Raw genomic sequence first — 25,499 nt, forward strand, 5'->3', positions numbered from 1 at the left:
TGACGCGCAGAGGGCGGGTCAGTTTTCCCGGAAATTTTAAGGACTTTGGCCACCATGACTGAACGAGTTCCCGCTGAACCCCGGCTTTCCGCGACTATCCTGCTGCTGCGGGACGCCGCGCCGAAGCCCGAAGTGCTGATGGTGAAACGCCACTACGAAATCGATTTTGCTGCGGGCGCGCTGGTTTTTCCGGGCGGCAAGGCGAATGCCACGGATGCCAGCCCCGGCTGGGACGACTGGACCGACGGCGACTACGGCCCTGTGCAGCAGGACGCGCGCATTTCGGCAATCCGTGAGGCCTACGAAGAGTCCGGCCTCGTCATCGCCCGTCACCGGTCTGCCCGCGGGCCTGGCGCCGCACTGGTCGACGCCGAGATCGCCGACAAGCTCAGCCCGTTCCGCGCAGCGGTCGACCGGGGCGAGGAGTCATTCCTCGAGCTGATGCGGGCAAACGATCTCGTCCTCGCGCTCGACAGTCTCGTTCACTTCGGACACTGGATCACGCCGATCATGATGCCCAAGCGGTTCGACACGCACTTCTACCTGGCGCCCGCGCCGGCTCGGCAGATTGCCGCCCATGACGGGCGCGAGACGACCGACGCCGTCTGGCTCTCGGCCGACGACGCGCTCGCGCAGGAACGTGACGGCCGCGCGACAATCATTTTCCCGACACGGATGAACCTGGTGAAGCTCGCCAAGGCATCGTCTGTCGACATGGCGGTGAAGACGTTTGGCGCAGAACCCGTGGTCAGCGTCCTGCCGCGTCCCGGCAAGACGGACGACGGGCAGGCATGCCTCTACATTCCGGAAGAAGCCGGGTACGGACAGACCGTCGAACTGCTCTCGAACGTGAAAGTCTGATCAGCCCGCTGCGCGGTCTTCGCCGGCAATCCGCGCCGTCACGCGCCGCTCCAGCGCATCGCATACGGCGTCAGCCACCGAATGGCTCGCATCGCCTTCCGGACCGGCTGCGATGGCAGCCCGGCAAGCTTCCACATGCAGGTTGATCAGGGGCGCGTTTTCGCCCGGCCGGGTCTGCGACAGCAACAGGCACAGCGAACGGCTGAGGCGTGAAACGGCCGGATAGCCATACGACGGCGCCGCGCCTGTGATATTGTGCGCCGCTGTGTACAGGCGGCGATAGTCCTCGGCAGTGGCGTCAGGCGATTGGGCTTCGGCCCATCTGTCGCGCAGCGATTCGAGGTCGCGCCGCATCCAGGCTTCAAACTGTTCTGACAGGTTCTCGACGGCGCGCTCGGCATCGTCGGCGAGCACGTCGGCTTCCTCTTGCGTGAGCGGCGCCTGGTAAACCGGCGCGTGCGTCTTGATCACGCGCGAAATGTCTGGCGTTGGCAGTGGCTGGCTGGAGCGGCGATTGCTGGACGCCGACAAGTTGGCTTTCGCGAACAGTTTTCCGAGCATGAATCAGGCCTCGCATTTGACCCGTCGAGGTAAATGGAAAAGCCTTAATATTCGACTGACAGCCCCTCAGAGGCGCTAGTAGGCAAACTGCTCGGTCAGGATCCGCTCGTCCAGCGCATGGCCCGGATCGAACAACAGCGTCAGCCGGCGCGCATGGTCAGCATCGACTGAAACGCGAACGATGTCCCGCACTTCCTGGTTGTCCGCCGAGGCGGAAACCGGCCGCCGGTCAGGGGCGAGGATTTCGATGTCCACCCGCGCATCGTGGCGCAGCAGCGCGCCGCGCCAGCGCCTCGGCCGGAACGCGCTCACTGGCGTCAGCGCCAGCATGTTGGCGCCGATCGGCAGGATGGGCCCGTGGGCCGACAGGTTATACGCGGTCGAGCCCGCCGGGGTGGCGACCATGATCCCGTCGCACACCAGCTCGCCCATCCGTACACGTCCATCGACCGCGATGCGCAGGCGCGCAGACTGCGCCGTCTGCCGCAGAAGCGACACTTCGTTGATGGCCAGCGCCCGGTGCTCCGTGCCGTGCACATCGACCGCCAGCATCCGCAGCGGTGTCAGGCTGGCCCGCTCCGCCGCGTTGATGCGGTCCGGCAGGCCGTCGACATTGTACTCGTTCATCAGGAAGCCGATGGTGCCGAGGTTCATGCCATAGACCGGCTTGTTGTCGGCGAAACGCCGCCGCAGCGTGTCGAGCATGGCGCCGTCTCCGCCCAGCGCCACGACGACGTCGGCTTCATCTTCCGGCACGTTGCCATACCGCGCCACCAGCACCGGCATCGCCTGCTGGGCTTCGGGGCGTTTGGAGGCAAAGAAAGCAAGTTTCAGGTCGGCCATGGGCGGCATGTGCAAATGCTTTGTCCGCGGCGTCAAGGCGAGGCGCGCCAGCCGGGAATCACGAACCTGACACGCGCGTCACCTTCATCTGGCGCCCCCGCTCCAGATCGGTTAAAGTGGCGCTGACAAACAGGGAGAAACGCCAGATGGCCGACGGTAACGCCAATATCGACATGCGCAGCGCAGTCAGCGAAGCGGAATGGAAAGCGCGGGTCGATCTCGCGGCCCTTTACCGCCTGACGGCCATGTACGGCTGGGACGACATGATCTTCACCCATATCTCCCACCGGGTGCCCGGCCCCGAGCACCACTTCCTGATCAACCCCTACGGCTACTTCTTCGAGGAAATCACGGCCTCCTCGCTCGTGAAGGTCGATCTGGACGGCAATATCGTCCAGGAGACCGAGTCGATGATCAACCCGGCCGGTTTCACCATCCACTCGGCTATCCACGCTGCCCGTGAGGATGCGATGGTCGTCATGCACGTTCATACCGACCAGGGCGTCGCCGTGTCGGCCCAGAAGGAAGGCCTGCTGCCGATCAGCCAGACCGCCATGGCCGTGCGCGAAGATGTCGCCTACCACGACTATGAGGGCATTGCCCTCGACCTCGACGAGCGCGAGCGTCTTGTGGCCGATCTCGGGCCCAAGAAGCATTCGATGATTCTGCGCAACCACGGCACGCTCACCTGCGGGGCGACGGCCGCGCTGACCTTCACCCGCATGTTCTTCCTGGAACGCGCCTGCGCGATGCAGATCATGGCCCTTACGGCCGGCCGCAACGGCGTCCTGGAGTGCGACGAACCGTTGCAGATGAAGGTCGCCGGGCAGGGCGGAATGACCGAACACAGCACCGGAATGTCGGTCCTGACCGAGAAACTCGTCTGGCCGGCGCTGCTGCGCAAGCTCGACCGGCAACTGCCCGGTTATGCCGCATAGGTAATTTTACGGATAAGACTAAATATCCGCCGGACCTAAGAAGTCGTGGTCCGGCGGCGCCATGTCAGGCGGCCAAGAACTGAAAGTCAGCGTGCGGCAAATGAAGCATCTCAAATCTTTCGAAGACGCCCTCAACACCATCCGCGGCGAAGGCCGCTACCGGGTCTTCATTGACCTGCAGCGCCATCGCGGCCGGTTCCCCAAGGCCACCGCCCGCATGGACGATGGCGAGCGGGAAGTGACGATCTGGTGCTCCAACGACTATCTCGGCATGGGCCAGGACGATGACGTCATCACCTCGATGCACGAAGCGATCGACAGCTTCGGCGCCGGCTCCGGCGGCACCCGCAACATTTCCGGCACCACGCGCTACCACGTCGACCTTGAGCGCGAACTCGCGGACCTGCACGGCAAGGAAGCCGCGCTGCTCTTCACCTCCGGTTACGTGTCGAACGACGCCACCCTGTCGACCCTCGGCAAGATCCTGCCGGACCTCATCATCTATTCAGACGCCCTGAACCACGCCTCGATGATTGAGGGCATCCGCCGCTCCGGCGCCGACTACCGCGTGTTCCGTCACAACGATGTCGACCACCTGCGTGCCCTCATCGAGATCGACGACCCGGCCCGTCCGAAACTCATCGCCTTCGAGAGCGTCTACTCGATGGACGGCGATTTTGGCCGGATGCTTGAAATCTGCGACCTGGCGGAAGAATTCGACGCGCTGACCTATCTCGACGAAGTCCACGCCGTGGGCCTCTATGGCGACCAGGGCGCCGGCGTGGCCGAAATGCTGGGACTGGCCGACCGCATCGACATCATCGAAGGCACCCTCGCCAAGGGCTTCGGCGTCATGGGCGGCTACATCGCGAGCCATGCGAGTGTCATCGACGCCATCCGCTCGATGGCCTCCGGCTTCATCTTCAGCACGTCCACATGCCCCGTCATGGCGGCCGGCGCGCTCGCCAGCATCCGCAAGCTGCGCACCGACGAAGGCCGCCGCCTGCGCGCCGTGCACCAGCAGAAGGCAGCGCAGCTGAAACAGAAATTCCTCGATCACGGCCTGCCGGTCATGGAGTCGCCGTCGCATATCGTGCCGCTGCTCGTGGGCGACCCGGAACGCTGCAAGGCGCTGTCCGACACGCTGTTGTTCGATTTCGGAATCTATGTGCAGCCGATTAATTACCCCACCGTGCCACGCGGCACCGAGCGCCTCCGCTTCACGCCGAGCCCGGTGCATGACGAGATCATGATGGACGAGCTGGTCGCCGCTTTGCTCGCCGTCTGGAAGCAGCTGGGGCTGGACCGGGCCGCTTGAGGGGTTCCTCAGCGGCCGTTACCGCTTTTTTCCGAGGCCGATCTGCTTCGCATGTCGCGAACGCAGTTTGGCGTAATTGGGCGCTACCATCGGATAGTCCGCCGGCAGGCCCCATTTGGTGCGGTATTCCTCGGGCGTCATGTCATACCGTGTGCGAAGATAGCGCTTGAGCATCTTCAGCTTCCGCCCGTCTTCCAGGCAGACGATGTACTCCGGTGTGACCGATTTTGCGATCGAAACGGCCGGCTCAAGCTTCTCCCTCGGCGCTTCTTCATGATGCGCAAGGCCCATGATCGTGGCGTGCACGGTCTTGATCAGGTCGGGAAGGGCGCCCGCCTGCAACGCATTGTTCGCCACGTAAGATGACACGATTTCAACGGTCATCTCGAGAAGCTCGGATTCTTCCAGTTCTTTCATGTCCCACCCCACCTGACTCTGTATTCAGTGAACAAGACATCAGGCTAGACATAGCAATAATTGTAATCAGGGGTCAGCGTAAAGTATCTAAGCCGTAAGTCTGCGAATATATTTGGAAAACGCCAGTTATCGCGGCGAGCTGACCAGAGGTTCAGCAGCTGTTGCCCCGGGCGGCACACGCGCGTAAACAGCGCGCAACTCGCTTCCGGAGATTTTCATGGCAGATTCGGCGCACAGCCCGCAGGCGCTTTCGGGCGGATTTTTCACCCAGTCCCTCGCAGAGCGCGACCCGGAGCTCGCCGCTGCCATCGGCAAGGAAGCGAGCCGCCAGCAGCACCAGATCGAGCTGATCGCGTCGGAAAACATTGTCTCGCGGGCGGTCATGGAAGCGCAGGGAACGGTGCTGACCAACAAATACGCCGAGGGCTATCCCGGCAAGCGATACTACGGCGGCTGCGAGTTCGTTGATCTGGCTGAAGAACTCGCAATCGAACGCGCCAAGAAGCTGTTCAACTGCGGCTTTGCCAACGTCCAGCCCAACTCCGGCAGCCAGGCCAACCAGGGCGTCTTCCAGGCCGTCCTGAAGCCCGGCGACACCATCCTCGGCATGAGCCTTGCCGCGGGCGGCCACCTGACGCACGGCGCCAAGCCGAACCAGTCCGGCAAATGGTTCAACGCCGTCCAGTACGGCGTCCGGGCGGACGACCACCTGATCGACTTTGAAGAAGTCGCCCGCCTCGCACGCGCCCATCGTCCGCAGCTGATCATCGCCGGCGGCTCGGCCTATCCGCGCCAGATCGACTTCGCGAAGTTCCGCGAGATCGCCGATGACGTCGGCGCGCTGTTCATGGTCGACATGGCCCACTTCGCCGGCCTCGTGGCAGGCGGCGCGCACCCGAACCCGCTCGACCATTGCCACGTGGCCACCACGACCACGCACAAGACACTGCGCGGACCGCGCGGCGGCATGGTCCTCACCAATGACGAGGCGCTGGCCAAGAAGCTCAATTCCGCCATCTTCCCCGGCATCCAGGGCGGCCCGCTGATGCACGTGATCGCGGCCAAGGCCGTCGCCTTCGGCGAGGCACTGATGCCGGAATTCCGCGACTACGCTGCCCAGGTCGTCTCCAATGCGCGCGCCCTGTCCGCCGCCTGCCGCCAGGCCGGGCTCGATGTCGTCTCCGACGGCACCGATACGCACCTCGCGCTGATCGACCTGCGCCCGAAAGGCGTCACCGGCCGCGATGCCGAGTCCGCGCTCGAGCGCGCCTACATCACCTGCAACAAGAACGGCATCCCGTTCGACCCCGCGCCGCCGACCGTTACCAGCGGTATCCGCGTCGGCTCGCCGGCTGGCACCACGCGCGGCTTCCGCGAAGCCGAGTTCCTGCAGATCGGCGCGTGGATCGGCGAAATCGTAGACGCGCTCGCGACCGGCAACAGCGCCGCGACCGAAGACAAGGTCCGCGGCGAAGTGATGGCGCTCACGGCGCAGTTCCCGATCTATGACGGTCTGGGAGCCTGATCCGGTTTGCGGTGTCCATTCTGCGGCAGTGACAATACGGCAGTAAAGGACAGCCGCTCTGCGGAAGATGATACCGCCGTGCGCCGCCGCCGCGTCTGCGAGAGCTGCGGCGCCCGCTTCACGACGTTCGAACGCGTCCAGCTGCGCGAGATCACCGTCATCAAGCGCGACGGCAAGCGCTCGCTGTTCGACCGAGAAAAGCTGCAGCGTTCCATCCTGATCGCCCTACGCAAGCGCCCGGTCGACCGCGAACGCATGGACCAGATGGTCTCCGGCATCGTCCGCAAGCTCGAAAGCGGCGGCGAGACCGAAGTGCCGTCGTCGGAAGTCGGTGAACTCGTCATGGAAGCGCTGAAGCGCGTCGATCCGGTAGGCTATGTCCGCTATGCCAGCGTCTACCGGGACTTCAAGGACCCGAGCGATTTCGCCCAGTTCATCGAAAAGGCCGCGCTCGAAGAAGACGACGCCGACGAAGCATGACCGCCGTCCGCGTCACCCTGAAGCTGGCGACCTCGCTCGATGGCCGCATCGCGCTCGCCGATGGCACCAGCCAGTGGATCACGTCCAGCGCCTCGCGCGCCCGCGCCCACGAACTGCGCGCGGCCCATGACGCCGTCATGGTCGGCCTCGGCACGGTGCTCGCCGACGATCCGCTGCTGACTGCGCGTACCATTCCGCTGCCCTCGCGCCAGCCCATCCGCATCGTCGCGGACTCCCGCGCGCGCACGCCGCTCACGTCCAAGCTGATGACCTCGCTGAATGTCGGCGCCGTCGTCATCGCAACCGCCGGCGACGCCGCCCAGCCGCTCGCATCGGCCGGGGCAAGCATCTGGCGCTGCGGCAACGGCATCCGCGTCAATGTCGGCGAAGTCCTGCGCCGCGCAGAGGCGGAAGGGATCCGCACCCTGCTCGTGGAAGGCGGCGGCCAGCTCGCGGCCAGCTTCGTCCGGGAAGGCCTGGTGCACGAGATCGCGTGGTTCCGCGCGCCGCTGCTGATCGGCGGCGAAGGATTGTCGGCCATCGGCGAGCTGGGCCTCACGAGCCTCGCGGGTGCGACCCGGTGGCGTCCTGTCGCGACGGAACGGATTGGAGACGACGTCCTCGATACTTATGTTCGATCTGAGCAATAGGCCCCGGCAGGATTCTCCCATGTTTACAGGCCTCGTCACAGATGTCGGCACCGTCCGCCGCGCCGAGCATCGCAACGGTCTCACCCGTTTCGAGGTCGAGAGCGGCTATCCGCTGGCCGAAATCGCCATGGGCGCGTCGATCATGCACTCCGGTGTGTGCCTGACCGTGGTCGACATGGGGCAGGGCACGCGCGGCGCCTGGTTCGCCGTCGAAGCTGTGCCGGAGACGCTCGCGAAAACCGTCCTCGGCGGCTGGGCCGAAGGCACGCGCGTCAATCTCGAGAAGAGCCTGAAGCTCGGCGACGAGCTGGGCGGGCATTTCGTGTTCGGCCATGTCGATGGTGTCGGCGAAGTCGTCTCGGTCGAGCCTGAAGGCCAGAGCTTCCGCGTCACCATCCGTCCGCCCGCCGCCATCGCGCGCTACTTTGCCACCAAGGGCTCCGCCGCCATCGACGGCGTGTCGTTGACGGTTGCTGATGCGCTCCCGAATGGCGACTTCCAGGTCGCGATCATCCCGCATACCTGGGAAGTCACGAACCTCAGTGCACTGAAGGCCGGCGCGCGGGTCAACCTCGAAATCGACATGCTCGCGCGCTACGTGGCGCGCATGATCGGCGCCGATGCGCCGGAAGGAAAGTAGGCCGCCATGAGCAACGAATTCCACGCCGCCATCTCGTCGATCGAGGAGATCATCGAGGATGCCCGTAACGGCAGGATGTTCATCCTCGTCGATGCGGAAGACCGCGAAAACGAAGGCGACCTCGTGATCCCCGCGACCTTCGCGACGCCGGAAGCGGTGAACTTCATGGCCCGTTTCGGCCGCGGCCTCATCTGCCTGTCGATGACGCAGGAACGCGCCCACACGCTGCAGCTCGACATGATGACCCGCAACAACCGCGAAAGCATGGGCACCGCTTTCACCGTTTCGATCGAGGCCAAGGAGGGCGTCACCACCGGCATCTCCGCACATGACCGGGCACGGACGATTGCCGTCGCCATCGATCCCACCAAGGATCACGACGACATCGTCACCCCCGGCCACGTCTTCCCGCTGATCGCCAAGGAAGGCGGCACGCTGGTCCGCGCCGGCCACACCGAAGCCGCCGTCGACATTTCCCGCATGGCAGGTCTCTATCCGGCCGGCGTCATCTGCGAGATCATGAACGATGACGGCACGATGGCCCGCCTGCCGGAGCTCGTCGCCTTTGCCCAGCTGCACAATCTCAAGATCGGCACCATCGCCGACCTGATCCACTGGCGCCGCCAGAACGACCGTTTCCTCGAGCGCCGCGTCGAGGCGCCGCTGGACTCCGCCTTCGGCGAAGGCTTCCGCACCGTCTGCTTCCGCAACGCCCTCGACGGCACCGAGCACATCGCCATCGTCCACGGCAACATCAAGCCGGACTCGACCACCATCGTGCGTGTCCACCGCACCGACATTCTCTCCGACATCCTCGGCGAGAAGGGCCCCCGCGAAGGCCTCGTCGGCAAGGCCATGCGCATCATCGCTGAAGCGCCCGAGCCCGGTGTCGTGGTTTTCGTCGGCATGATGAGCCCGAACGCGATTGCCGAGCGCCTTGGCCTCAAATCCTCCGCCCCCCGCGATCCCAGCGCGCCCCTGCGCGAATACGGCATCGGTGCGCAAATCCTGCGTGAACTGGGCGTGCAGAAGATGATCTACCTGTCCGATACGCAGCCCACCCGCCTTGCGGGGCTTGACGGATACGGCCTGACGATAGAGGGCTGGCGCCGCCTGAACGAGGAGAACACCTGATGGCCGACCGCGTCCTGATCGCGATTTCGCGCTATTACAAGCATATCAGCGACGAGCTGGAAGCAGGCGCTATGGAAGCGCTTGACGCCGCTGGCGCGAAAGTCACCGTGATGGAAGTGCCCGGCGCGTTCGAAATCCCGGGCCTCATCGCCATGGCCGCCGATTCCGGCCGGTTTGACGGCGCCATCGCGCTCGGCTGCGTCATCCGGGGCGAAACCTCGCACTATGACTATGTCTGCGGCGAGAGCGCCCGCGGCCTGATGGACCTCATCGTCCAGCGCCGCCAGGCCATCGGCTACGGCATCCTGACCGTCGAGAACGAAGCCCAGGCACTCGCCCGCGCTGACCGCAAGCGCAAGAACAAGGGCGCAGAAGCCGCCAATGCCTGCCTCGCCATGATCAAGTTCCGCAAGGAACTGATCCGGTGAGCACCCAGAAGCTCCCCTTCGACGTCACGCGCGCCCGCCGCGCCGGCGCACGCCTTGCCGCCGTGCAGGCGCTCTACGAAATGGAGCAGACGGACAAATCCGCCCGCGCCACGATCCGCGAATTCATGGAAGACCGTCTCGGCCTCGGCCCGGACGGCGCGCCGATCGAGGACGCCGATCCGGACATCTTCAAGTCGATCGTCAACGCTGTCGTCGACAATCAGGCGCGCATCGACAATGCGATCCTCGCCCGCCTCGCCGAAGGCTGGAAGCTGACACGCCTCGACGCCACCATGCGCGCGCTGCTGCGCGCCGGCGGCGCCGAGTTCATCGCCCACCAGGAACTCGCGGACGCGGTCATCCTCGACGAGTACGTCTCGCTCGCGCACGACTTCTTCGACGATGCGGATGCAAAATTCGCCAACGCCCTGCTGCAGAACATCGGCCGCGACCTGCGCGCCTGACGCGCGCACTTACGCAACGGTTTTGCCCCCTTCGCCAAACAAAATAACAAGCCGCATCAAGCGCTTGTAAAATAATTGGCCAAAACTTACGCCACCCCTCCGCGCACGGAGTTATACTCCGTCCCATGTACTCCATCGCCCGCCTCCGCAGCCACCCGCACTTCGCGCCCTTCTTCGCGCATGTGCACCCGCTGTGCTGGCTGATCCTCTGGTGGGAACTGAACCGCCTGCTCCGCTGGTTCAAAGCACACGGCATCGGGAACGCGCTCTATTCAGTCAACGAATGGGGCTTCGTCTCCATCCACTACGCCGTGGCCCAGCCAGACCCGAACGCCTACAAGCCCCCACAGCGAACCTTCCGTCCCCTGACGGACCCCTCGTGGGAGTCTGCTGTTCCGACCTGCCTCGACACCGAGGCAACGCCCGAAGCCATCCTCCCGCGCTGGGTGGGCGACGTGTCACCGCGGGTGACGGAGGGGGCTGCAGCCCTCACCCTCCTCGACACCTCCTAGACGCCGCTCATCCCGGCGAAAGCCGGGACCCAGTGCATCAATCTGCACCCTCTCCGCAGATGCCTGCGAAGGCAGGCATCCAGCCTCCGCCCTCTACACCGAGAACTGGACTCCCGCCTGCGCAGGGGTCCGCGGAGAGCTCACATCAAGAACCAGAAACCGGCCGGCTCACCCCCGCGTCCGGCCCTCGGCGCTGCGATCTATGCCAACTCCCGCGCCCAGCGGCGCAGGTCTTCCACGAAAATCTCCGGCACTTCCATCGCCGCGAAATGCCCGCCCTTCGGCATCTCTGTCCACCGGACCACGTTATACGCCCGCTCTGCCCAGCTGCGCGGCGGCGCCACGATATACCGCTCGCCCGGATAGCTCGCGAACGCCATCGGCGTCTCGCAGCGTTGCCCGGCCTGCAGGCCGTTGCCGCCCTCCTGGAACAAGGCGTTGTAATACCAGACGCTGGTCGCGATGGCGTCATTGACGAGGTAGATCATCACATTGGTCAGCAGCTGGTCGCGCGTGTAGACGTCCAGCAGCCCGCGTTCGCTCAGGTCGCTCCAGCCATGGAATTTCTCGAGGATCCACGCCGCCGTGCCCATCGGCGAATCCATCAGGGCCATCGCCAGCGTCTGCGGCTTCGTCGCCTGCTCCATCAGGTAGGCGCCCTCGGCCTGCATCATCATCTGGGAGTGCGCCAGCCAGGCCTTTTCATCTGCCGTCTGAGGAACCGCGTCTGCCGGGCGCAGCGCCATCATGTTGAGATGGATGCCGCGGCAGCCGCCATTGCCGGCCCCGTGATTGACGCCCAGCCAGGAGGTCACCATCGACCCCCAGTCGCCGCCCTGCGCCAGGTAGGTCTGGTAGCCCAGCACATCGCGCATCAACTTGTCCCACAGCGCGGCCGTTGCCCGCTGCCCGATCGGGGAGGCGGGCTTCGCCGAAAACCCGTAGCCGGGCAGGGACGGGATCACGAGGTCGAAAGCGTCCTCCGCCTTTCCTCCGTGTTCGGACGGAAAGGCCAGCGGCCCGATGGCCTGCCAGAATTCAAAGAAGCTGCCCGGCCAGCCATGCGTGATCAGGAGCGGCCGCTTGCCGCCCGCCTCGCCAACCACGTGCACGAAATGGATCGCAAGGCCGTCCACCTCGGCCATGAAGTGTGGATACCGGTTGAGGTCGGCTTCGGCCTTCCGCCAGTCATACTGCTCCAGCCAGTATTTCTGGATGTCCTGCATCACCGGCGTCGACATGCCATAGGCGAAGCCCTGCTCATTGGCAGGCGCGGGAAACCATCGATACGCCTCGACCCGCGCGCGGAGGGCGGCGAGCTTGGCGTCGGGCACGTTGATCTTGAACGGTCTGGGCTGGGTCATGATGCGCGGGAGCCTACGCCGCCCGCCGGAATTCTCAATCGGAATCCGGGCGTCAGGCGAGGCGCCGTTTCAGCAGCTCGACCGCCGTCATGAAGAACGTGGTGCGCGAGGTATCCGGTAGCAGGTCGATGGCGGTGTGCTTCATGTCGGTCCGCGCAGCGTTGGCGAAGGCCCATTCGGTCAGCCCGGCCATGTCCGGAACCGGCCGGTCCTCACCCATGTGGGTCTTCTCCGACAGCAGGTAGCGGGGCGAGGTGCCGCCGACGAGCAGCGCATAGTGCGCCTCGACCGGGGCGGACGGCGTGATGAAATCGAGCAGCAGCGACGTCGTCTCGCCCGGCGTCCCCACCACCTGCGCGCTGACGATCGGCATCGGCTCGCCGGCGGTGCGCGCCACGATGCCGCCGATCTGTTTCATCGTCGCGGCCTGCCAGCCGTCCAGCTTGGTCGACAGCAGGGAGATCGCTTCTTCCGGCTTGGTCAGGAACCATTCCGGCAGGAAAGCATGCTGCAGGGCATAGAAGTCCGGCCGCGCCTTGGCGCGCACGGCCTGCGGGTTCGGCGGGCTCGCAGCGTCGGGCACGCTGATGGTGACGTCACAGGATTTCTTGCACCGGCTGCATTCCAGCCGCTGGCCGTACATCCACACCGCATCCGGCAACTGCGCCGCTTTCACCAGCGCCGCTGCGCTCGGCGCGGTCAGGGCGCCCGGCGTCAGCGCGGCGCCCGAGGGGCATTCCAGCGCCGCCACGGCAGTCCTGGCCTGCTCGGGGGTCGCGGCGTGCACGGGATCCTTGAACACCGGCGCTGCGTTGCATTTCTTCTTGCCGAACATGGCGAAGCCTCACTTACAATTTTGTGAGACTCTATCGCCGCATGTGCCCGCCGCAATGCCCGCGCTGCGCACGCCTAGACGGAAAAGCTGGTCCCGCAGCCGCAGCCGGATGTGGCGTTCGGGTTCTTGATCTTGAACGCCGCGCCGATCAGTTCATTGGCAAAGTCGATTTCGGAGCCCTTGAGGAATTCGAGGCTCATCTCGTCGATCAGCACCTTCGCGCCGTCGCGCTCGACCAGCAGGTCGTCGCTGTTCGCCTCGGAGGCGAAATCGAACTTGTAGGAGAAGCCCGAACACCCGCCGCCCTCAACAGACACACGCAGGTAAGCCGCGCCGTCCTGTTTGGCGAGAATCGCGTTAATCCGCTTCGCAGCCGAGGCTGTAAGGGTCACATCCGGTGTAGAAACGTCGGTCATGGGCAGAACATAAGGACGAATACGGCCATGGAAAAGAGAGCCCCGTTCGCAACCCGGCATGAAGACAGCCGCGGCCGATTCTTCGAGGAGGCGCCCTCGGCGACCCGCACGCCGTTCCAGCGCGACCGCGACCGGATCATCCATGCCACCGCCTTCCGCCGCCTGAAGCAGAAGACGCAGGTTTTCGTGGCCCACGAGGGCGACCATTTCCGCACGCGCCTGACCCATTCTCTGGAGGTCGCCCAGATCGCCCGCACCATCGCCCGCACGCTAGGGCTGGACGAGGATCTGGCCGAAACGCTGGCGCTCTGCCACGATCTTGGCCACCCGCCCTTCGGTCATGCCGGTGAGGACCAGCTGGACGAATGCATGCAGCCCTATGACGGGTTCGACCACAACGCCCAGTCGCTGCGCATCGTGACCCGGCTGGAGCGGCGGTATCCGCAGTTCGCAGGCCTCAACCTGACCTGGGAAACGCTCGAAGGCCTCGTCAAGCACAACGGCCCGCTGACCGGGCCCGACACGACCCTCAACGACTTGCCGGCCGCTTTCCGCGACTTTCCGCAGATCCTCGACCTCGAGATCGACCAGTTCGCTGGCCCCGAAGCGCAGGTCGCCGCCCTGTCCGACGACATCGCCTACAACAACCACGACATCGACGACGGCATGGCCGCCGGCCTCTTCACGGTCGAGGACCTGATGGACCTGCCCGTGGTTGGCGACGTGTTCCGGGGCGTGCGGATCGAGTTTTCGGACCTCGACGACCGGATGGTGACCTACGAGGCCGTCCGCCGCCTGATCGGGCTGTGGATCAATGACCTGCTGGGTGAAACCCGGGCACGGGTGAAGCGCTACAAGCCGAAATCCGCCGCCGATGTGCGGGCGATGGATGCCCCGCTGATCGCCTTCTCGGAAGGGCTGGAGGCGCCGCAGCGGGCGCTCCGGGCGTTCCTGCATGCGCGCATGTACAAGCATTACCGGGTCAACCGGATGCGCTCGAAGGCCAAACGGGTGCTGGCCGACCTGTTCGACGTTTTCCTGCGCGAGCCGCAGACCTTGCCGCCGCCCTGGAACGGCATGGCCGATCCGGGGAATGATGCCCAGCGGGCCCGGGTGGTCTGCGACTACATCGCCGGCATGACCGACACTTTCGCCCTCGAAGAGCACCGACGCCTGTTCGATTCGCGCAGCCTCGCCTGAGCCCGGAAAGGCCGCAACGACGGGCGAAATCGCCTATCTTCAAGGCTCGTTAAGGAAACGCGCCTAGTTGTTAACTCCAAATTCTCTGCAGGGAGCGACCCATGGGCCGAGCGAGCTCACACGGCGAAGACTACGCCCCGTTTGACGATGACTATCGCGGCTTCGACGTGCGCGACGAGGAAACCGCGCGCGGTCCGCTGATCCTCACCCTCGCGATCGGCGTGCTGCTGATTTTCGGTGCGGTTGTGTGGAACACCTACCGTCAGGGCGTGCGCCCGGAGGGCGAAGGCCTGCCCAGCGTGCTGGCCGAAGAAACGCCGTTCAAGCAGTCACCGGAGGAGGCCGGCGGCGTGGCCGTGCCCAACACCGACATCCGCTTCTTCGACGAGATGGACGCTTCCAAACGCGAAGTCGCAGCAGATCCAGCGCCGAAGCCTGTGGAACTGGCAGGTGCCGGGCCGGTCAGCGACGGCGAACCGGCGCAGCTTCGCCGCGGGCCGGTCGAGCCGGTGACGGAACTTGGCGAGACACCGGCCCTGCCGGTGATCGAGGAAACCGCACCTGTGGAAAAATCCGTTGCCGTTGCCGCCGAGCCGGTCCCGGCCGGGCCTCGCGTGCGCTTCGCCTTCGCCGACAATGGCGGCTACCTGGTGCAGATCGCGGCCTTGCGCTCCGAAGACGCGGCCGAGACGGCCTGGAAGCGGGTGACCGCTTCGGCGCCGGAACTCTACCACGGTGCCACGAAAGTCATCCAGCGCGCCGATCTCGGCTCGGAGGGTGTGTTTTACCGGTTGCGCGTCGGCGCCTTTGCCGACAGATCGGAGGCCTCGGCCTTCTGTGAAGCGGTCAAGGAAGCCGGTGCCAACTGCATCGTGGTGAACGGATAGTGGTCAAAGCCTGCATTCTCAGTGTGTCCGGGCCGGAGCTCACCCCGGCCGAGGCGGCCCTGTTCCGGGCCGAAAATCCGTGGGGCGTGATCCTCATGGGCCGCTCCTGCGTGAACCGCATGCAGGTGCGCCGGCTGGTCGCCGATATCTGGGATGCCACGGGCCGCGAGACGCTTATCTTCATCGACCAGGAAGGCGGCCGCGTCGCCCGCCTGAAGGCGCCGGAATGGCCGCTGTTCCCGCGCGGCGCTGACTATGCGGCGCTGTATGCCGCCGATCCGGAGCAGGGGCGGGAAGCCACCTGGCTCGGTCACCGGCTGATTGCGGCCGAGCTCGCCAGCCTGTCGATCCACGCCGACTGTGCCCCGGTGGTCGACCTGCCGGTTCCGGGCGCCCACGACATCATCGGCGACCGCGCCTTCGGCGCCGACCCGGCCAGCATCGCCGATCTCGCTGCGGCCGCACTCCGGGGCCTTGCCGCCGGCGGTGTGGCAGGCGTGATCAAGCACATTCCCGGCCATGGCCGCGCCTTTGCCGACAGCCACCTCGAACTGCCGCGCGTGACCGCCGGTCAGAATGAACTCGCCAGCGACTTCGACGCCTTTGCCCGGGTGGCAGACGCGCCGATGGCGATGACTGCGCACATTGCCTACGACGCCTATGATCCCGGCAAGGCGGCCACCGTTTCGAAGATCATGATTCAGGACGTCATCCGCGGCCGAATCGGGTTTGATGGCCTCCTGATGACCGACGATCTGGGGATGAAGGCCTTGGGGGGCACCCTCACTGAACGCGCCAACGCCTCGATTGCGGCGGGCTGCGACGTGCTGCTGCATTGTTCCGGTTTCCTCAAGGATGCCGGCGAGATCCTTGCCGAGATGACCGAAGTGGCGAAAGCCGCGCCCGTGTTGAAGGGCAAGGCGGAAGACCGCGCCGACGCGGCCGATGCCATCGCGCGCCGGACCGAGGCGTTCGAGCCCGCGAAGGGCTGGCGCCGGTTCCACGAACTCTTCCCGCAAGCGGGAGCCATGGCATGAGCGGCGACGCCATCTCCATCGATGCCCTGTCGGCCGACGTGGCCGATGCCGATGGCGTCAACGCCTTTTCGGTGGACCTGCCGGGCTATGAGGGCCCGCTCCACTTGCTGCTGGAACTCGCCCGCCGCCAGAAGGTGAACCTGCTGCAGATTTCGATGCTTCAGCTCGCCGAACAATACATGGCCTTCATCGAGGACGCGCGCGCCAAGCGGATCGACCTCGCCGCAGACTACCTGCTGATGGCGTCCTGGCTTGCCTTCATGAAGTCGCGCCTGCTGCTGCCGAAGCCCGAGGCGCTGGACGAGGATGAACCGACAGGCGAGGAGATGGCGGCGCGCCTCTCATTCCGCCTCAAGCGGCTCGACGCGATGCGCCAGGCCGTGCGCGAACTGGAAGCGGGTCCGGTGCTGAACAATGTCGTATTCCTGCGCGGCGCGCCGGTGCAGCCGAAAGTCGTCAAGCTCACCGAGTTCACGGCGACCCTGTACGACCTGACCTCCGCCTTCGGAACCATCCGTGACCGGAAGGAAAAGGAGAAGCCTCACCGGATCGAGCAGCAGCCCGTTCTGGCGCTCGAACAGGCGCGCAACACGCTGCGCGGCCTGCGCAAGCAGCTCGAGAACTGGTCAAGCCTTGACGATATCCGCACGGCCCTGTCCGAGAACACGCCGGAAGTGCCCGGCCGGTCGGTGACTGCGAGCGTGTTTTCCGCTGCCCTCGAACTGACCCGCGACGGCGAGGTCGACATGCGCCAGGATGCGCATTTCGCGCCGATCTACCTTCGCAACGCCGAACGCGCCGGGGAGGCCCTCGATGCAACCGCTTGAGAAATACCAGATGACCCACGACACACCGGACCCACGCCGGGATGCCCTCGGCCAGCTCTCGGATGCGCAGGCGCGGGCCGAAGCCGATCTGCTGGGTGGGCGCGATGCGCTGCTGGCCGAAGGCGTGCGCCGCGCGGAAGCGGTGCTGTTCGCTGCAGGCGAACCTCTGTCTGCGGAGCAAGTATCCGAGATCTTGCCGCAGGGCATCGAGGCCGGTGAGGTGCTGATGGCGCTGCGCGCGGTCTATGCCAAGCGCGGCGTGAACCTTGTGGAAGTGGCCGGCAAGTGGCGCTTCCAGACGGCGCAGGACTTGTCCTACCTGTTCGTGGAAGAGCGCCAGGTCCAGAAGAAGCTGGGGCAGGCGGCGCTGGAGACGATGGCGATCATCGCCTATGGCCAGCCCGTTACGCGCGCCGAAATCGAAGCGGTCCGCGGCGTGGCCGTCGCGAAGTCGGTGATCGACACGCTGCTGGAGTCCGGTTGGGTGCGCGTGCGCGGCCGCCGCAAGACACCGGGCCTGCCGATCACTTACGGTACGACCGAGAAATTCCTCGAACACTTCGGCCTCGAAAGCCTCGACACGCTGCCGGGCAAGGCCGACCTCGAAGCCGAAGGCCTGCTCACGGATGTTATCCCGTCCGGCTTCCAGATGCCGGACGAGGAAGCGCTCTCCGAAGACGACACCCTGATCAACGATCTCGCCAGCCTTGAAGACGTCGAGTCGTTCGTGACCGATTTCATGGACGATGACAGCATCGCTCCGCCGGCGGACGATGTCGCCGAAGCCGCGCCGGAACAGGCCGGGGCAGACAGCGGCGAAGACGAAGATGAAGGCGGCGTAAGCGTCTTTGCCTATACGCGCGCACCGAAATCATCGGAAGACCCGGAAGCCTTCGACCGAGACACGGTCAAGGCCGCTGTGCTGAAACTGCGCAACGAAACCCGGATGCCCCAGCAGCCGATGCACACCTGGCGGGATGACGAATAGGGCGCGCGCCTCACCGTGCAGCGCACCCCTCTCCCTCGGGAGAGGGGCAGGGGTGAGGGGGCGCTGCGCCGGGGAGCGTGCGCAATTTTTCGGGCGAGGAACCCCCTCGTCCCCTCGAGTGGTCGAGAAATCGTATACGATTTCCCGCGCGAGCCTTCTCCCAAGGGAGAAGGGGCTAAAGGTCAGACGTCCGGCGGAGGAAACCTGAAACGCCTCGGCGACGAGTAGTCCGCATACAGGTCATCCTCGCGGGTGCCGCCGCCTATGTTGTGGATGAACAGCGAAGTGCCGAGGATCGGGTCCTTGCCGGAATAGATCGCGATGTGGGGCAGGCGCCCGCCGAGGCGCATCGTCAGCAGGTCGCCGGCTTGCCAGTCGGACGAAACGCCCGGCGCTTCACGCTCGTATCCCATTCGCGCAAAATACTTTTCGAGGTTCGGCACGCGCCGGTGGTCGATGTTCTTGTCGGCGCGGCTGAGGCCCCAGGTTGTCGGATAGGCGGCGAAATTTGCCTTCATGTCGTCGTGCACGAGGACCTGCAGGTCGATATCGAATGCATCGCGGTAGGCGCGGATCACGACGTCGGTGCACACGCCGGCCTCGCGGGGCACATCGCCGCCGGGATAGGCGAGGGTGACGTAGGAAGGGTCGTAGCTCAGCGTCACGCCGATCTGCTGGCGCGCCGCGCGGATGAGTTTCCGGCTCCATTGCTGCTCGGCTTCGACAAGCGGCAAGGTGGGCAGCAGGGGCAGCCCCAGCGCAGACAGGAAGAAAGATCGCCGCGTCCACATGGCGCCATAGAGCCGTGCGCTTGCGGCAGGATTTTGTCCGAATTCAGAAGCCTTTGAACTCGGCGACTTCTTCCAGCGGCGCGCGCTCCGCATAAAGACGGTTCGCTTTCTCGTTCGGGTCAGGCTTGCCGACGGCGATGCCGCACCAGATCATCTCGGTCGGGCCGAGGCCGAAATGCTCTTTCAGAGTGGGGCGCAGGATGCCCCAGCATTCCTGCATGCAGGTGCCCCAGCCGCGCTCTTCGGCGAGCAGGCAGAGCGTCTGCAGGTACATGCCGGCATGGCCCCACTGGCCGTGGCCCATGCGCTCGTCGATGACGACGAACACCGCCATCGGCGCGCCGAAGAAGCGGAAATTGTTCGAGAACCAGCGCAGGCGGCCGGCGCGGTCTTCGCGCGGAATTTCGAGCGCTTCATACAGCATCTCGCCGACGCGGCGGCGGCGCGCTTCGTGCGGCTCCCAGAGATTCGGCGGATAGATCGGGCGATCCGTGGCCTCGCCGCGCGGGTCTTCCGCCAGCTTGCTCTGGGCGAGGTGGATCACTTCGTCCTTGGCATCGCCGGTCACGACGATCACGCGCCAGGGCTGTGTGTTGCCGCCGGAGGGGGCGCGCTGCGCAGCCGTCAGCCAGGCCTTGACCTCGTCGAGCGGAAGGGCGTCGGGCAGGAAGCCCCGCGTCGAAATGCGTTTCGCAACGGCCTTGGATACGTCCATGAAAAAACCTCCCGACATCTCTGACGGGAGGTCTAATCAGGTTACCGCAGGGCGGCCAGTCCTTACTTCGGGTGAAGCACGACCGGCATCCAGGTGTAGCCGCGCACGAAGGCGCCGGACGTGTAGGACGGCTCGGCCAGCACTTCGATATGGTCGTAGCGGGCCATCAGTTCTTCCCAGAGGATCTTCAGCTGCAGCTCGGCGAGGCGGTTGCCGACGCAGCGGTGGATGCCGAAGCCGAATGACAGGTGCTGGCGGGCATTCTTCCGCTCGATGTCGAACAGTTCGGGATCTTCCTTCCAGAAGTTGGTGTCACGGTTGCCCGAGACGTACCACATGGCGACCTGCTCGCCTTTCTTGATCGTCTTGCCGCGGATTTCGACATCCTCCAGCGCCGTGCGGCGCATGAAGGACAGCGGCGTCTGCCAGCGGATGGTTTCCGAAACCATGTTCGGGATCAGCGTCGGGTCAGCCTTCAGCTTGGCGTACTGTTCCGGATACTTGTTCAGCGCGTAGACCGAAGCCGACATCGTGTTGCGGCTGGTGTCGTTGCCGCCGACGATCAGCAGGATGACGTTGCCGAGCAGTTCCATCGGCGACATGTTCTTGGTCTTCTCGCCGTGTGCGAGCAGGCTGATCAGGTCGCCTGTGTCTTCGCCCTGGCCGCGTTCCTGGAACATGCCCATGAACGCCATCAGGCACGACATCATCTCTTCTTTCCACTGCACTTCACCGCCCGGGCAGATGTCCGGGTTGTGCATGTTGGTGGCGATGTCGGACCAGCGGGTCAGCTCGCGGCGGCGCTCCTGCGGATAGCCGAACAGGGTGGCCAGCATCATGCCGGTCAGTTCGATGGACACGCGGTCGACCCAGTCAAACGGCTCGCCGACCGGCAGGCCGTCGAGCACGGCCTGGGTGCGCGAACGGATCAGCGGCTCGTATTCCTTCAGCATGTTCGGCGCGACGGCCGGCTGGACGGTCTTGCGCTGCTCGGAATGGCGCGGCTCGTCCATCGCGATGAACATCGGCATCTCGAAGTCCTCGAGCGGCGGCCCGAGGGTGATGCCGCCGTATTCCCACGAGGAGGAGAAGCGCTTGTGGTCGGTGTCGACCGCCATGATGTCTTCGTAGAGCGTGACGGACCAGTAGGGGCCGACGAAGCTGTCCGGCGTGTAGTGGACCGGGTCTTCCTTGCGCAGGCGCTCGAGGCGGTCCCAGAACTTGGCCTGGCGCCACATTTCCGGGTCGACGACGTCGAGCGTGGCGAGGTCCAGTTCAGAGGCCGGCTTCACCTCGCCGAAGGTTTCCGTGTAACCGGGGTGCATGGGCTCGCGCGGGGTGATTTTCGGGCGCTCAAGGGCAGGATGGTTCTCGAAGGAGAAAGTGTCGGCAGCCATGTATGATCCTCCGGCGTCGGGCCCATCTTCGGGGGCGATTGAACGTTCCGGGAATTATTTAGCACAGCTGTTTTGAAAAAACCATGACGCATGCGTCATTTTTGTGTGAAAGGCCCGATCAGGCCGGCAGGCGCTCGGATCTTGCGGCTCTCACAGCTTCCCTGAGCCTGTCCGCAAACGCCTTGCGCTCGTCCGGTGTCAGGAACCGGCCGATCACCCAGGCCGAGCGTCCATGCTCGATTCGCAGCCAGCTGTCCGGCAAGACGGGCTCGTCCAGTTCCACCCGGGCGAAGGCGGTCGGCACTTCGGCCTCGCGGACCCGTCCGCGGGGGTCCCGGTGGCGCATCCGGATGGCGCGGGCGGTGACGGTCACCCGCGTTTCCTGTTCCAACTTGCGGAAGGACAGCCGAAACGCCAGCCACACCGCCACCATGTCCAGCCCGAAGAAGCCGAGGATGGGCACGGCGCCCATCGAGTAAAACATCAGCCCGGTCAGGAAGAACACCACCGCGACGATGGCCATGCCGATGGCAAACCCGCGCTCGCTGAGGGAGCGGTTGGGGGTGAGCGTGGCGTCGAGATAGATGATTTCATCGGGCGGGGTCATTCAATTCCACCTAGCACGCCCTTGCGCCGGAAAAAGGGCGCTCTATGCCTCACTTGATGGCCAAGGCACCGAAATCGAAGTTCACCCGTGCCAAGGCGGCGGTGCTGTTTGCCGCGCTCGCGGCCGACCGGCCGGACCCGCGCACCGAGCTCGACTTCGTCAATCCGTTCACGCTGGTCGTCGCCGTCGCGCTATCGGCGCAGGCGACCGACGTGGGGGTCAACAAGGCGACGAAGAAACTGTTCGCGGTCGCCGACACGCCGGAGAAAATGCTGGCGCTCGGGGAGGAGGGGGTCGCCGCTCATATCAAGACGATCGGCCTCTGGCGCAACAAGGCGAAGAACGTCATCGCCCTCAGCCAGAAGATCATCGATGATTTCGGCGGCGAAGTCCCGCGTACGCGCGACGAGCTCACCACACTGCCCGGTGTCGGCCGGAAGACGGCGAACGTGGTGATGAACGAAGCCTTCGGCGAGCCCACCATTGCGGTCGACACCCACATCTTCCGCGTCTCGAACCGAACCGGTCTCGCCCCCGGCAAGACGCCGGACCAGGTGGAGGCGATCCTCGAGCGCATCACGCCGCCGGAGTTCAAGAAGGGCGCGCACCACTGGCTGATCCTGCACGGGCGCTATGTCTGCAAGGCGCGCACGCCGGAATGCTGGCAATGCGCCATCAGCCATCTGTGTGCGTACAAACCAAAGACGCCGGACCCGTCTAAGGTGGCGGCGTTGGGGCCGAGAGGGCCTCGAAAAGCGACCTGAGAACCCCTCTCCCTTGGGAGAGGGGCAGGGGTGAGGGGGTGCTTCGCCGGCGGCGTTGCAATCCGCTTCGGGCGTGGCGCCCCCCTCACCCCCAACCCCCTCTCCCAAGGGAGAGGGGGCTTCAGAGCGCCAACCGCCGCACAACACCCGCCGCCAGCCGCTCACCCAGTTCCGGCCCCTCGACCGGATAGAGATATGGCTCGATCACTTCCAGTTCCATCAGCAACAGGCCGCCATCGGCGCCGCGCAGCATGTCGACGCGGCCGTAGAGCGGGGGCGCGCCCAGCGCGCCGATGATTGCCCGCGCAGCGGCAAGGTCGTCCGCAGACGGAGCGATCTTCTCTTCCCGCCCGCCATAGGTCGACTGGATGCGGTAGTCACCCGGCTGGGCCCGCTTGATCAGCGCATGACAAAATTCGCCGTCGATGAAGATGAACGAGAGTTCGCCCTCCTGCTGGATCATCGGCAGGAAAGGTTGCACCATCATCGGGTGCGGCATCTCCGGGACAGGCTCGCCGCGCTTCAGCCGGTGCTGGCCTTTTGCGCCGGCGCCGACCTGCCGCTTGAACACGAGATCGTCTGAGCCGAGCGTATCGAACGCCGCCCGCGCACCCGCCTCGTCCGCCACATCCAGCCACACGGTTGGGATGAGCTTCGCGCCGCGCGCTTCCAGGTCGCGCAGGTAGGTCTTGCGGATATTCCACTTCACCAGCGCGGCAGGATTGAACAGCTGCGTCTGTCCTTCGATCCGGGCGAGCGTGGCGAGGAACTCGTCCAGCCGGTCCCAATAATCCCAGGTCGTGCCGATCAGCACGGCGGCATAGTCCGACCAGTCCACGTTCGGATCGTCCCAGGACAGGTCGTCGACGCGCATGCCCCGAGCCTCGAAGGGGTCCCGCAAGGCATCCATCATGAAGTCATGCTCGAAGGCGTCGGTCCGGCGGATCAAGGAGCCCGGCAGGGTGACCCGGCTGGCGAGATAGGCGATCTTTTTCATGGCCCGGGGCTGTAATGAGGTCCGGGCCTTGTGTCCACGGCCCCTGTCTGGCAAGGCGCGGAACTTCAGCAGCGGCAAGGGAAGCGGCGCGATGAGCAATGCCAAATACGATGTGGTCGGCCTCGGCAACGCGATCGTCGACGTGCTGGCGATTGCCGACGACGCCTTCCTGGCGAACCTCGGCATCGAGAAGGACGCGATGCAGCTGATCGAGGAGCCGCGCGCCCAGCAGCTCACCGAGCTTGCCCGCAACCCGGTGATCACGTCCGGCGGCTCGGGCGCCAACACGATTGCGGGCCTCGCCAGCTTCGGCGGCGCGGCGGGCTATATCGGCAAGATTGCCGATGATGAACTCGGCCACCAGTTCATGCGCGAAATGATGGCGACCGGCGTGCCGTTCCACACCCGCCCGCTGACCGACGGCCCGGCGACGGCCCGCTCGATCATCTTCGTCACCGATGACGGCCACCGCAGCATGAACACTTTCCTCGGCGCCTCGGTGCTGTTTTCGAAGGATGATGTCGACGCCGACATGGTGCGCGCCGGCCAGATCCTCTATCTGGAAGGCTATCTCTTCGACAAGGAAGAGGCCAAGGCCGCCTTCGTCCACGCCGCCGAGATTGCCAAGGCTGCCGGCCGCAAGGTCGCCGTCACGATGTCGGACAGTTTCTGCGTCGACCGTCACCGCGCGAGTTTCCGCCAGCTCGTCAAAGGCTTTGCAGACATCGTGTTCGCCAATGAAGCCGAGCTGAAATCGCTTTACGAAACGCAGGACTTCGACGCCGCTCTCAGCGCCCTGCATGCGGATTGCGCCGTTGCGGCCGTGACGCGCAGCGCCAAGGGTTCGGTGGTCATCGGCGACGGCGCGCCGATTGCCGTGCCGGCCGAGCCGGTTGCAAGGGTCGTCGACACGACCGGCGCCGGCGACCAGTATGCGGCGGGATTCCTCTACGGCGTTGCACGCGGCCTGCCGCTCGCGACCTGCGCCCGGCTCGGCCACATCGCCGCCGCTGAAGTGATCTCGCATTTCGGTCCGCGCCCGGAGCAATCCTACAAGGCGCTGGCGGAAAAAGCCGGGATTTTCGTTTAGTTGGCGCCCTGAGCGTCCGTCACAATGCAATCCACCCCTCTCCCTTGGGAGAGGGGCAGGGGTGAGGGAGGGCTACGCCTGAAGCGTTTTGATTGGGTTTGAGCGAGGTGCCCCCCCCCTCACCCCCAACCCCCTCTCCCGAGGGGAGAGGGGGCTAGAAGTCAGGCCAGCGCCCGCTCCACATAATCCAGACGGTCGTGACCGAAGAACAGGTCGCCGTCGACGAAAAAGCTCGGTGCGCCGAAGACGCCGCGTTCGACGGCTTCGTCGGTATTGGACTTCAGCTTTTCCTTGTTGGCCGGGTCGGTCGCCATCGCGGCAACGCGCGCCGTATCGAAGCCGTGCTTTTCGCACAGCTGCGCCAGGTGGGCCGGGTCGCCCAGGTTCAGCGGCTGCGGCACGCTCCAGCTCTCGTTGAAGCAGGCCGCCGCGAACCGGCGCTGCTCCGCCTTGTCCTCGAAGCCGACGGTCGCCCGCAAGGCGGCCAGCGTGTTCACCGGGAAGGCGGGGTTCATGTAGAACGGGATGCCGACATGCGCCGCGCAGCGCTGGATATCGCGCGCCATGTACTTGCCCTTGGCTGGCACCGTGCCCGGCGGCTTGTTGCCGGTCGCCTGCATCACGCCGCCGAGGAACATCGGCCGGAAGATCGCCTCGGCGCCGGTGCGCTGCTCGATCTGGGCGATCAGGGGCATCGCCAGCGGCGCGGTGGCGCTGGCATAATCGAAGAAGAATTCGAAACTCTTGGCCATGTCAGTCTCCCATTAAGTTTTGTTTTGGAACCTATGGCAAAGTGCGTTACAGGTGTCATCC

30 protein-coding genes are annotated in these 25,499 nt (G+C 65.3%); 18 read left to right on the forward strand and 12 right to left on the reverse strand.

All coding sequences use genetic code 11. From position 1 onward, the window contains the following. The first annotated feature begins 54 nt into the window (after positions 1-54). The gene (locus IPK75_14170) at positions 55-861 is read left to right on the forward strand and encodes an NUDIX hydrolase (GenBank protein ID MBK8199495.1); all 807 of its coding nucleotides are present in this window, start codon (positions 55-57) and stop codon (positions 859-861) included. Here IPK75_14170 and IPK75_14175 read toward each other — a convergent pair whose 3' ends face one another. Both IPK75_14175 and IPK75_14180 read right to left on the reverse strand, forming a co-directional pair. Next, entirely contained in the window at positions 862-1,422 is a 561-nt protein-coding gene (locus tag IPK75_14175; protein ID MBK8199496.1) for an Hpt domain-containing protein, read from the reverse strand. A 75-nt stretch (positions 1,423-1,497) separates the two neighbouring features. After that, positions 1,498-2,265, reverse strand: a complete 768-nt coding sequence (locus IPK75_14180) for an NAD kinase (protein ID MBK8199497.1) — start codon at positions 2,263-2,265, stop codon at positions 1,498-1,500. A 146-nt stretch (positions 2,266-2,411) separates the two neighbouring features. On the opposite strand from IPK75_14180, the gene IPK75_14185 reads away from it, so the two are divergent. After that, positions 2,412-3,203, forward strand: coding sequence for a class II aldolase/adducin family protein (locus tag IPK75_14185; GenBank protein MBK8199498.1), 792 nt, complete (start codon positions 2,412-2,414; stop codon positions 3,201-3,203). Positions 3,204-3,303: 100 nt separating this feature from the next. Further along, positions 3,304-4,521 carry a 5-aminolevulinate synthase gene (gene hemA / locus IPK75_14190; protein ID MBK8199499.1) on the forward strand — a complete coding sequence of 406 codons (1,218 nt, stop codon included), beginning with the start codon at positions 3,304-3,306 and terminating at the stop codon, positions 4,519-4,521. Positions 4,522-4,539: 18 nt separating this feature from the next. Here the strand turns inward: hemA and IPK75_14195 are convergent, their stop codons facing one another. Continuing rightward, entirely contained in the window at positions 4,540-4,938 is a 399-nt protein-coding gene (locus IPK75_14195; GenBank protein MBK8199500.1) for a MucR family transcriptional regulator, read from the reverse strand. 217 nt (positions 4,939-5,155) lie between these two features. Here IPK75_14195 and IPK75_14200 point away from each other — a divergent pair, with 217 nt between their 5' ends. From IPK75_14200 to IPK75_14235, 8 genes are all read left to right on the forward strand, one after another. Beyond that, on the forward strand, positions 5,156-6,463 hold the full coding sequence (locus tag IPK75_14200; protein MBK8199501.1) for a serine hydroxymethyltransferase: 1,308 nt from the start codon (positions 5,156-5,158) through the stop codon (positions 6,461-6,463). A 6-nt stretch (positions 6,464-6,469) separates the two neighbouring features. Then, positions 6,470-6,943: a transcriptional repressor NrdR gene (gene nrdR / locus IPK75_14205; GenBank protein ID MBK8199502.1), complete on the forward strand. Its 474-nt coding sequence runs from the start codon at positions 6,470-6,472 to the stop codon at positions 6,941-6,943. Then, complete coding sequence (locus tag IPK75_14210; protein MBK8199503.1) at positions 6,940-7,593, forward strand: RibD family protein; 654 nt, start codon at positions 6,940-6,942, stop codon at positions 7,591-7,593. Before nrdR ends, IPK75_14210 begins: the two co-directional genes overlap by 4 nt. A gap of 19 nt (positions 7,594-7,612) precedes the next feature. Continuing rightward, positions 7,613-8,233, forward strand: a complete 621-nt coding sequence (locus IPK75_14215; protein ID MBK8199504.1) for a riboflavin synthase — start codon at positions 7,613-7,615, stop codon at positions 8,231-8,233. 6 nt (positions 8,234-8,239) lie between these two features. After that, positions 8,240-9,367, forward strand: coding sequence for a 3,4-dihydroxy-2-butanone-4-phosphate synthase (gene ribB / locus IPK75_14220; protein MBK8199505.1), 1,128 nt, complete (start codon positions 8,240-8,242; stop codon positions 9,365-9,367). Next, positions 9,367-9,795, forward strand: coding sequence for a 6,7-dimethyl-8-ribityllumazine synthase (gene ribH / locus IPK75_14225; protein MBK8199506.1), 429 nt, complete (start codon positions 9,367-9,369; stop codon positions 9,793-9,795). Before ribB ends, ribH begins: the two co-directional genes overlap by 1 nt. Further along, on the forward strand, positions 9,792-10,259 hold the full coding sequence (gene nusB / locus IPK75_14230; GenBank protein MBK8199507.1) for a transcription antitermination factor NusB: 468 nt from the start codon (positions 9,792-9,794) through the stop codon (positions 10,257-10,259). Before ribH ends, nusB begins: the two co-directional genes overlap by 4 nt. 125 nt (positions 10,260-10,384) lie before the next feature. Beyond that, the gene (locus IPK75_14235; protein MBK8199508.1) at positions 10,385-10,771 is read left to right on the forward strand and encodes a hypothetical protein; all 387 of its coding nucleotides are present in this window, start codon (positions 10,385-10,387) and stop codon (positions 10,769-10,771) included. A 200-nt stretch (positions 10,772-10,971) separates the two neighbouring features. On the opposite strand, the gene IPK75_14240 is transcribed toward IPK75_14235, so the two are convergent. From IPK75_14240 to erpA, 3 genes are all read right to left on the reverse strand, one after another. After that, the gene (locus IPK75_14240; GenBank protein ID MBK8199509.1) at positions 10,972-12,135 is read right to left on the reverse strand and encodes an epoxide hydrolase; all 1,164 of its coding nucleotides are present in this window, start codon (positions 12,133-12,135) and stop codon (positions 10,972-10,974) included. A 52-nt stretch (positions 12,136-12,187) separates the two neighbouring features. Then, complete coding sequence (locus tag IPK75_14245) at positions 12,188-12,970, reverse strand: hypothetical protein (protein MBK8199510.1); 783 nt, start codon at positions 12,968-12,970, stop codon at positions 12,188-12,190. A 74-nt stretch (positions 12,971-13,044) separates the two neighbouring features. Beyond that, entirely contained in the window at positions 13,045-13,386 is a 342-nt protein-coding gene (erpA, locus tag IPK75_14250; protein ID MBK8199511.1) for an iron-sulfur cluster insertion protein ErpA, read from the reverse strand. 27 nt (positions 13,387-13,413) lie between these two features. On the opposite strand from erpA, the gene IPK75_14255 reads away from it, so the two are divergent. The 5 genes from IPK75_14255 to scpB all read left to right on the forward strand — a co-directional run bounded on the left by IPK75_14255 (position 13,414) and on the right by scpB (position 18,325). After that, positions 13,414-14,586, forward strand: a complete 1,173-nt coding sequence (locus IPK75_14255; GenBank protein MBK8199512.1) for a deoxyguanosinetriphosphate triphosphohydrolase — start codon at positions 13,414-13,416, stop codon at positions 14,584-14,586. A gap of 101 nt (positions 14,587-14,687) precedes the next feature. Next, positions 14,688-15,473 carry an SPOR domain-containing protein gene (locus IPK75_14260; GenBank protein ID MBK8199513.1) on the forward strand — a complete coding sequence of 262 codons (786 nt, stop codon included), beginning with the start codon at positions 14,688-14,690 and terminating at the stop codon, positions 15,471-15,473. Beyond that, positions 15,470-16,510, forward strand: a complete 1,041-nt coding sequence (gene nagZ, locus IPK75_14265) for a beta-N-acetylhexosaminidase (GenBank protein ID MBK8199514.1) — start codon at positions 15,470-15,472, stop codon at positions 16,508-16,510. Before IPK75_14260 ends, nagZ begins: the two co-directional genes overlap by 4 nt. Next, positions 16,507-17,337, forward strand: a complete 831-nt coding sequence (locus IPK75_14270) for a segregation/condensation protein A (protein ID MBK8199515.1) — start codon at positions 16,507-16,509, stop codon at positions 17,335-17,337. Before nagZ ends, IPK75_14270 begins: the two co-directional genes overlap by 4 nt. Next, on the forward strand, positions 17,324-18,325 hold the full coding sequence (gene scpB, locus IPK75_14275; GenBank protein MBK8199516.1) for an SMC-Scp complex subunit ScpB: 1,002 nt from the start codon (positions 17,324-17,326) through the stop codon (positions 18,323-18,325). The genes IPK75_14270 and scpB overlap by 14 nt, the downstream gene beginning before the upstream one ends. A 182-nt stretch (positions 18,326-18,507) precedes the next feature. Here scpB and IPK75_14280 read toward each other — a convergent pair whose 3' ends face one another. The 4 genes from IPK75_14280 to IPK75_14295 form a co-directional block, all read right to left on the reverse strand. Next, positions 18,508-19,116 carry a DUF1287 domain-containing protein gene (locus IPK75_14280; protein ID MBK8199517.1) on the reverse strand — a complete coding sequence of 203 codons (609 nt, stop codon included), beginning with the start codon at positions 19,114-19,116 and terminating at the stop codon, positions 18,508-18,510. A 43-nt stretch (positions 19,117-19,159) separates the two neighbouring features. Next, entirely contained in the window at positions 19,160-19,831 is a 672-nt protein-coding gene (locus IPK75_14285) for a nitroreductase (protein MBK8199518.1), read from the reverse strand. 62 nt (positions 19,832-19,893) lie between these two features. Continuing rightward, on the reverse strand, positions 19,894-21,156 hold the full coding sequence (locus IPK75_14290; GenBank protein MBK8199519.1) for a cytochrome P450: 1,263 nt from the start codon (positions 21,154-21,156) through the stop codon (positions 19,894-19,896). A gap of 190 nt (positions 21,157-21,346) precedes the next feature. Next, the gene (locus IPK75_14295; GenBank protein ID MBK8199520.1) at positions 21,347-21,835 is read right to left on the reverse strand and encodes a DUF2244 domain-containing protein; all 489 of its coding nucleotides are present in this window, start codon (positions 21,833-21,835) and stop codon (positions 21,347-21,349) included. Positions 21,836-21,879: 44 nt separating this feature from the next. Here IPK75_14295 and nth point away from each other — a divergent pair, with 44 nt between their 5' ends. Continuing rightward, positions 21,880-22,599 (forward strand): endonuclease III, encoded by a 720-nt coding sequence (nth, locus tag IPK75_14300; GenBank protein ID MBK8199521.1) that lies wholly within the window; start codon positions 21,880-21,882, stop codon positions 22,597-22,599. Positions 22,600-22,720: 121 nt separating this feature from the next. Here the strand turns inward: nth and IPK75_14305 are convergent, their stop codons facing one another. Further along, the gene (locus IPK75_14305) at positions 22,721-23,596 is read right to left on the reverse strand and encodes a hypothetical protein (protein ID MBK8199522.1); all 876 of its coding nucleotides are present in this window, start codon (positions 23,594-23,596) and stop codon (positions 22,721-22,723) included. 91 nt (positions 23,597-23,687) lie between these two features. Here IPK75_14305 and IPK75_14310 point away from each other — a divergent pair, with 91 nt between their 5' ends. After that, positions 23,688-24,686 carry an adenosine kinase gene (locus tag IPK75_14310; GenBank protein ID MBK8199523.1) on the forward strand — a complete coding sequence of 333 codons (999 nt, stop codon included), beginning with the start codon at positions 23,688-23,690 and terminating at the stop codon, positions 24,684-24,686. A gap of 161 nt (positions 24,687-24,847) precedes the next feature. Here IPK75_14310 and IPK75_14315 read toward each other — a convergent pair whose 3' ends face one another. After that, on the reverse strand, positions 24,848-25,438 hold the full coding sequence (locus tag IPK75_14315) for a 2-hydroxychromene-2-carboxylate isomerase (protein ID MBK8199524.1): 591 nt from the start codon (positions 25,436-25,438) through the stop codon (positions 24,848-24,850). Positions 25,439-25,499: the final 61 nt, after the last annotated feature.

Source organism: Acidobacteriota bacterium (genome assembly GCA_016712445.1).
GTDB lineage: Bacteria > Pseudomonadota > Alphaproteobacteria > Caulobacterales > Hyphomonadaceae > Hyphomonas.